General features: G+C 67.3%; 6 protein-coding genes and 1 tRNA gene. 2 read left to right on the forward strand and 5 right to left on the reverse strand.

The features are described from left to right. Positions 1–10: 10 nt before the first annotated feature. Positions 11–1,111 carry an alanine dehydrogenase gene (gene ald, locus DFR74_RS32220; RefSeq protein WP_067511448.1) on the reverse strand — a complete coding sequence of 367 codons (1,101 nt, stop codon included), beginning with the start codon at positions 1,109–1,111 and terminating at the stop codon, positions 11–13. Between the two features lie 256 nt (positions 1,112–1,367). On the opposite strand from ald, the gene DFR74_RS32225 reads away from it, so the two are divergent. After that, complete coding sequence (locus DFR74_RS32225) at positions 1,368–1,859, forward strand: Lrp/AsnC family transcriptional regulator (RefSeq protein WP_067511447.1); 492 nt, start codon at positions 1,368–1,370, stop codon at positions 1,857–1,859. Positions 1,860–1,896: 37 nt separating this feature from the next. Here the strand turns inward: DFR74_RS32225 and DFR74_RS32230 are convergent, their stop codons facing one another. The 3 genes from DFR74_RS32230 to DFR74_RS32240 form a co-directional block, all read right to left on the reverse strand. Further along, positions 1,897–2,910, reverse strand: a complete 1,014-nt coding sequence (locus tag DFR74_RS32230; protein ID WP_232331828.1) for a TAXI family TRAP transporter solute-binding subunit — start codon at positions 2,908–2,910, stop codon at positions 1,897–1,899. Continuing rightward, a complete protein-coding gene (locus DFR74_RS32235; RefSeq protein ID WP_228801676.1) occupies positions 2,907–5,141 on the reverse strand; it encodes a TRAP transporter permease in 2,235 nt (744 codons plus the stop codon). Before DFR74_RS32235 ends, DFR74_RS32230 begins: the two co-directional genes overlap by 4 nt. A 66-nt stretch (positions 5,142–5,207) precedes the next feature. After that, the gene (locus tag DFR74_RS32240) at positions 5,208–5,903 is read right to left on the reverse strand and encodes a hypothetical protein (RefSeq protein ID WP_147266014.1); all 696 of its coding nucleotides are present in this window, start codon (positions 5,901–5,903) and stop codon (positions 5,208–5,210) included. Between the two features lie 269 nt (positions 5,904–6,172). Between DFR74_RS32240 and DFR74_RS32245 the strand changes: the two genes are divergently transcribed. Then, positions 6,173–6,249: transfer RNA gene (locus tag DFR74_RS32245), tRNA-Pro, on the forward strand. Here the strand turns inward: DFR74_RS32245 and DFR74_RS32250 are convergent. Further along, positions 6,212–7,108 (reverse strand): recombinase zinc beta ribbon domain-containing protein, encoded by an 897-nt coding sequence (locus DFR74_RS32250; protein ID WP_157115858.1) that lies wholly within the window; start codon positions 7,106–7,108, stop codon positions 6,212–6,214. The two genes, DFR74_RS32245 and DFR74_RS32250, sit on opposite strands and share 38 nt — an antisense overlap. Between the last annotated feature and the right edge of the window lie 162 nt (positions 7,109–7,270).

Raw genomic sequence — 7,270 nt, forward strand, 5'->3', positions numbered from 1 at the left:
CGCGGATCGGTCAGCGTGTCGTGCCGGCGTACCCGTGGGCCGCGGCAACTTCGGGCGACAGCAGCGATCCGTCGAGCGCGGTGAGTCCGTCGGCCAGGCCGGGTAGGGCGGCGCAGGCGGCTTCCCAGCCCTTGTCGGCGAGGGCGGTGATATAGGGCAGGGTCGCGTTGGTGAGCGCGTAGGTGGAGGTGCGCGGGACGGCACCGGGCATGTTCGCGACGCAGTAGAACACCGAGTGGTGGACCTGATAGGTGGGCTCGGAGTGTGTGGTCGGAGTCGAGTCCGCGAAGCAGCCGCCTTGGTCGATCGCGATGTCGACCAGCACGGAGCCGGGGTACATCCGGGCGACGAGGTCGTTGGGCACCAGGTTCGGAGCTTTGGCTCCCGGCACCAGCACCGCGCCGATCACGAGATCGGCGTCGAGGACGGCCCGCTCGATTTCGTAGTCGTTGGCGACGACGGTCCGCACCCGGCCCCGGTAGCGGGCGTCGATCTCGCGCAGCCGGGCCAGGGAGATGTCGAGGACGGTGACCTCGGCGTGCATTCCGACGGCGATGGCGACGGCGTTGCCGCCCGCCACACCGCCCCCGATGACGACCACTTTCGCCGGGCGCACCCCGGGCACGCCACCCATGAGGACCCCGCGCCCGCCGCCGTGGCGCATCAGGTGGTACGCGCCGGCTTGGGAGGCGAGCCGTCCGGCCACCTCGCTCATCGGCGCCAGCAGCGGTAGCGAGCCGTCCGGGGAGGTCACGGTCTCGTAGGCGATCGCGGTGGTCCCCGAGGCGAGCACCGCATCGGTGCAGTCGCGGGAGGCGGCGAGGTGCAGGTAGGTGAACAGGACCTGCTCGCGCCGCATGCGGCCGTACTCCGCGGCGATGGGTTCCTTGACCTTCAACAACAGGTCCGCCGACCCCCACACCGCCTCGGCGTCGGAGATCATCTGTGCCCCTGCGGCTTTGAACTCCTCGTCGGTGATGGACGATCCGGCGCCCGCACCGGACTCGATCACCACCTCGTGACCGCGTGTGGTCAGCTCCCGCACGCCCGACGGCGTGATGGCGACACGGTATTCGCGCTCCTTGATCTCGCGGGGGACTCCGATTCTCATGGTTGGCTCCTGGTGTCTGCGTGGCGGAGTCCGGTCGGGGGATCGTCCGCACGATCTTCGGTCCTTCCTGAAAATCGTGAATCAAGCGCAGGTAGCTGCCAAGTCGGATGAATATAATTCTCACGAGGTCGCGATTTGCGTTCGATATTCGACCGGGGCGGCTCAGCCGACTCCGTTGTCGAATGATGTTCGGCCGGCGAGCCTGGCCGCGGGAGAAGCGCTCGTGGCCAACGGTATTGCCGCACGAAAGGGTGAGATGAAGCATCACGGTGTGGAGCGGCCGGCCGGCGGCACGGCGTCACTCGACGACATCGACCGGATCCTGCTCGACGAGCTGTCCCGCAACGCCCGCCTCCCCAATAACGCCCTCGCCGCCCGGGCGAATATCGCCCCGTCCACCTGCCTGGTCCGGGTGCGCTCCCTCATCGAACGCGGCGTGATTCGAGGGTTTCACGCCGACATCGACCCGGCCGCCCTCGGGCAGCAGCTCCAGGCGATGATCGCGGTCCGTGTGCAGGCCAACGCACGCCACCACCTCGGGCAGTTCGCCGAGCAGCTCGCCACCCTCGACGAAGTTCTCGACGTCTACTTCATCGCCGGCGCCGACGACTACCTCATTCACGTCGCGACCGCCGACAGCGACGGACTGCGGCGATTCGTTCTGGAGCACCTCAGCGCGCACCCGGCGGTCGCCTCCACCGAGACGATCCTCATCTTCGAACACCTGCGAGCCACCCGGAACCGGTGACCGGCTCGCCCCGGTGACGTGGTCCGCCCGCCGGCGGTCAATCCCCGGCCAACCCGCTCAACGCCTCCTGCGCGCCCGGCGCCAACGGAATCGGATCCGTATCCTGCGCGATCACCGGATCCAGATCTCCCGCCGACGGGTGCACCTGGGCCAGGCGATCCTTGTTCTCCCACACGAGTTTCGTGATGGCGCAGGCGTTGTTCGCCGGGAAGTCGTCCTTCACCACGAGCACGTTGGGGACGACGATGGTCGGGACGTCGGCTCCGAGGCGGTAGGTGCCGGCCGGGATGGAACCCTGGGCGTAGACGGGGTTGATCTCCTGCATCCGGGGGAGGAGGGGAGTGATGTCGAGGAACCGTGCCACGTCGGGCTGGGACGTGAACAGGTCGGTGAGGTTCGGGGTGGGCAGCCCGCCGGACCAGAAGAAGCCTTGGATGGAGCCGTCTTTCAGTCCGTCGACAGTTTTGGCGAGGTCGAGGCGCTGGGCCTGGATGTCGTCGGCCGGGTTCAGGCCCGCGGCTTCGAGCAAGCGGTTGGCGATCACTTCGGTGCCGGATTTCGGGGATCCGGTGGAGATCACCTTGCCGCGCATATCGGCGATAGAATTGATCCCGGAGTCGGCGCGGACCACGACCTGCGTGTAATTGGAGTAGATCCGGCCCAGCGCTTGGATCGGCTGCTTCTCGGTGAACGAGCCGGTGCCGGTGGCGGCGTCGGCGGCGGTGTCGGCCAGCGAGAACGCGATGTCGTAGGACCCGTCCACCACCTGCTGGATATTCTGCAGGGAGGCACCGGTTTCCGCGGCCGTGGCGCGGATCGGCGTCTCCGAGCTGATCAGGCTCGCGATGCCGCCGCCGAGCACGTAGTAGACGCCGGTGCTGTTGCCGGTGGCGATGGTGAGCTGCGCGCTGGTCGGCTCGCAGCCCTCGGCGGTCGCGTCGCCGGTCGAACGGTCTTGGCGGCCACCGCAACTCGACAGCACCAAGGCGATCGCGGTGACCGCGACCGGAACGGCCAGCCCGCGCTTGCGGTTTCGAATGGACGCGATCACGGGGACTCCTTCACGAGGCTCTTCTGGCGTTGTCGGGCAAGAAGATTGACGATCACGGCGGCCGCGCCGAAAGCCAGTCCGACCGCGATCGTGACCGGATGCAGATACAACAGCAGCAACGCCGCGGGCAGGCACAGCAACCGCTGCGCCCAATCGGCGGGCCCGACGATCCAGCCGCCGGTCACCACCGCGAGCGCCGCGACGGCCAGCGCCGCCACCACCGTGGCCCACAGCGCGTCCAGCAGTGATCCCTGCAACAGCAGGTGTGAACCGTTCTCGGTGATCACGAACGCGATGGGCACCAGGAAGGCGGGCAGCGTGTATTTCGTTGCCTGCCATATGGTTTTGATCGTGTTGCCGCCGGTGATCGCGGAGGCGGCGACCGCGGCCAGCGCCGTCGGCGGCGACACCTCCGAGAGCACCGCGTAGTAGAAGATGAACATCGCCGCTTCGGGCGGGCTGACGCCCAGTTCCTGCAGGGCGGGCCCGATGATGACCCACGCGATGATGAACGACGCCGTCACCGGCACCGCCAAGCCCAGCAGCAGGATCGCGACGGCGGCGAGCGTCGCGGTGAGGATCAGCACGGCGGTCGGGTTGTCGGTGAGCGCCTGCGCGCCGTCGATCAGGATGTCGGCGAGGTTCTGGCCGAGGCCGGTTTTCACGATGACCGAGGTGATCACGCCCGCCGACGCGCACACCGTCACCACGCCCAGCGCGGACCGGATGCCGCCGCTGAGCGCGAGCGCCAGATCGGCGGCGTAGGTGCGCATCGCCCGGGTGAAGCGTTCCGGGACGCTCTCGGGGTCGAGCGGGTCGCGGCGCGAGATCATCCGCTCGAGCAGGCCGAACGCCGCCGCGACCAGCGTCGCGTAGACGACGGCGCGGAAAGGCGCGATGCCGATCGCCAGGAAGAACACGATGACGCCGAGCGAGAGCAGGTGGTAGCCGAACCGCAGCAGCAGCTTGAACGGATTGCGATCGGGCAGGTCGACGGCGTGCGCGCCGAACCGGCGCGAATCGATCTCGACGGCCAGCATGATGCCGATGTAATAGAGAATCGTCGGCACGATCGCCCACACCAGAACCTGCAGGTAGGAGGTCTGCAGGTACTCGGCGATGATGAACGCCGCCGCGCCGAGCGTGGGCGGCGAGAGGATCGCCCCGATGCCCGCGGCGGCCAGCATGCCGCCCGCGTTCTCCCTCGGATACCCGGCGCGTTTCAAGACCGGCCAGCAGACCGCGCCGAGACTGACCGCCGTCGCCGTGCCCGACCCGGACACCGTGCCGAGCAGGAACCCGCTGAGCGTGACCGTGCGGCCGGGCGCCGACCGCGACTTGCGGAACACCGAGAAGCTGAGGTCGATGAAGAACCGTCCCGCGCCGGTGGCGTCGAGCACCGCGCCGTAGATGGTGAACAGGACGATGTAGGAGGCGGCGACGTCGAGCGGGGTGCCGTAGAAGCCGGACTGGTCGTTGTAGAAGCCGTTGATGATCTGGCCGAAGTCCATGCCCGCGTGGCTGATCGGCCACTCCATCGGCAGGTAGCCGCCGTAGTAGGCGTAGAGGAAGAACGCCGCGCACACCGCGGGCAGCACCAACCCGGTGGTGCGCCGGCATGCCTCCAGCAGCAGGACCGTGAGCGCCGCGCCCGCCACGATGTCGACCGTGTTCAGTGTGCCCTGCCGGTCCAGGAACGCGTCGAACCCGCCGCTGAGGAACGGCAACACCGGATACAGGCAGACCACCAGCGCGAGCACGGCCAGCGCCCAATCCAGCGGGCCCGGATCGTCCGCCTTGGTCCGCGCCTCGGCGCTGCGCTTGCGGCCTCGGAACGTGAGGAACACCAGCGGCAGCATCGCGCCGAGGAAGATGATCAGATAAAACTGATTCCCTTGCGGCAGTGGGTCGAACACCTGCCGCAGCACATACAGCGCCACCCCGAAACACGCGATATTCACGGCCAGGTTCAGCCGCGGACCCAGCCGCCGCGACGGCCGCTCCTCGTCGAACTCCGCGATCAGCTCGTCGACGCGCTCCTGCGAGACCTCCCGCGCATCCGAAGCCTCCGGTCGGCGGCCGGCAACGTCCACGGCGTCGGGAGACATGGTCGGACTATAAGTGAATCGGATGGGGGATATGAGCGAGTTGATCTCTTCGGAAAATAAAGTACAGGCGTGAGCGGGGAGGAGCTGTCGTCTCTTGGTGTTGCGAGATATGGTGCCGGCCAATTGATTACGTAGTGTGCTGGTTTCGGCCCGGTGAATTGCTCGACGCACCGGGTTCGCGAGCGGTCGTCATGGATTCTGCCCGGAGTCGGTATCGTCGCGGCTCGACGATGCGGCCTCGAGGTCGGCGGCGTCGGCACCGAGCGCCGGCCACGTCCTGGCGACCTCGGCCATGGAGGGGAAGTCGCCATCGGGTTCACCCACGCGATAGGACCCGCGCTTCCCGTTCAGGAAAGTGAGCCACTTGCTCGACGTTTCGGCGGACCAGCCGCAGCAGACGCCGCCCGCGGCGACGGTCAACCCGATAAACATGTCGGCGACGTTCGGCGAGCTGTAGAAGGTGCTGCCCACCGCATTGGGCAGCGCGATGAACCGCATCACGGCGTAACCGGGGGCGTAGCCGGTGAAACGCACGTGGAGGATGAGGCCGTCGAGCGCGACGCGACCGGACTCGTCGAGCGCGCCCGGGGGCGGTTCCGCCGGGTCGTCCCACAGCCAACGGCGGACCTCGCCGTCGGGCTCGACCAGCAGTGAGGCCGCGAGGGACAGGTCCGTACCGTCCGAGCAGTCGACGACGTCAAGGCCGTCCGCGTGCGAGAACGGCACCCGTTGACCCTCTCGACTGCCACCCGTCCACACCGGAAGTACGACGATCGTGCCCTCCGCCGCAGACGGGCACCTCGGCGCGAGACCTTCGAGCGCCGTCAACGCACGCCCAATGTTCCTGGCGGGCAAGCAGATCTCGTAGGTGAACACGACCGACATCCCGCCGAACTCCTTCGTCGTGGCCGCTCGCCGGGCCATCGTTGCGGGCAACGGTACCGATCGTGGGCGGGCGTCGGAAACCGGATTTAGTGCGCGGAATCTGTCAGCGCCGGAGTCGCTGTCCGAAGCGACAGCGCCCGATCGGGTTTCGACCGGTTGTGGCGTGGCCCACCCCGGTTGCGCCGCCCACGAAATGTCTCTGACCAGCCGATTAGCCCTATGCGCTCCCCCTGTTGTAATCTCTTCAAGCGCCCAAGAGCAGGGCGCAACGGGCTGTGGCGCAGTTTGGTAGCGCACTTGACTGGGGGTCAAGTGGTCGCAGGTTCAAATCCTGTCAGCCCGACCATAGCGGCCTTACTCAAACCAGTGACCGAAAGGACACTGGCGAGAGTAGGGCCGTTCTCGTTGGTGCGGGCCTCCGTTTGACGGGGGCCTTCTTGCTGTTCGGGCTGCCGCTGGCCGCATCTGGCGGTTCGGATCTGTCGCCTGCCATGAGTCCGTTTGGCGGTGTGCAGTTCGGTGAACAGCGGGGTCTTCTGGTCGTCGGCCACTTCCAGGTCATCGAGGTAGAACCGCTCGTAGAATGCCTGGTTGAGGTGCCGCCGGATGGTGTCGGGCGCGTCTCTGTACATCCTCTGCGGATCTTCGAGAAGGTGAAGGGCATCCCGGAGCAGTGCCGCACCGACCGCCAGCTCCTCGCCTGTGCTGGCCAGTCCGGCTTCGACTCGATCACGCTCCATGCGCAGTTCGTTCAACTTTGTTTTGATCTTGACTTGCGGCATGGTGCCATCCGCAGCGAGGTCGATCAGGCGGGATTCCTTGTCGTCGATCTGTTTCAGTTGCCGGGTCAGACTGGCGTGGTGTTCGCGGGTGGTGGCCTGTTGGTCTTGCACGGTGTCGTCCAGCAGTCGGAGCACCTCGGTGGCGAAGTCGGCGGGCAGCTGCAAGGTGGCGTAGTAGTCGGTGATCGCTTCTTCCACCAGCTCGGCCCGCAGGTGCGGCAGATCGCATAGTCCCTCCTGGCGGCCTCGGCACAGAAAGTAGGCGTAGCGGACGCCACCCCGTCCCTGAGGCTCGGTGTAGATCAAGCGGGCGGTGCGTCCGGCCTTGTGGCAACGCTGGCAGAACAGCGCGCCCTTGAGGTAGTGGGTCAGCACCCGATCGCGTTGGCCGCGCCCGCTGCGGAAGTTCAGCACGTCTTGCACGCGGTCGAATAGTTGGGGCTGCTGCAGGGGTAGGTGACAACCGAGATGGCTTGCCGAGAGGCAGGCTTGAGAGGATGTCGCAGTGCCCAAGCCGTATCCGAAAGAGTTCCGCGACGACGTCGTGCGGGTCGCTCGCAACCGCGACGACGGGGTGACCCTGGA

Source organism: Nocardia puris, assembly GCF_003315035.1.
Lineage (GTDB): Bacteria > Actinomycetota > Actinomycetes > Mycobacteriales > Mycobacteriaceae > Nocardia > Nocardia puris.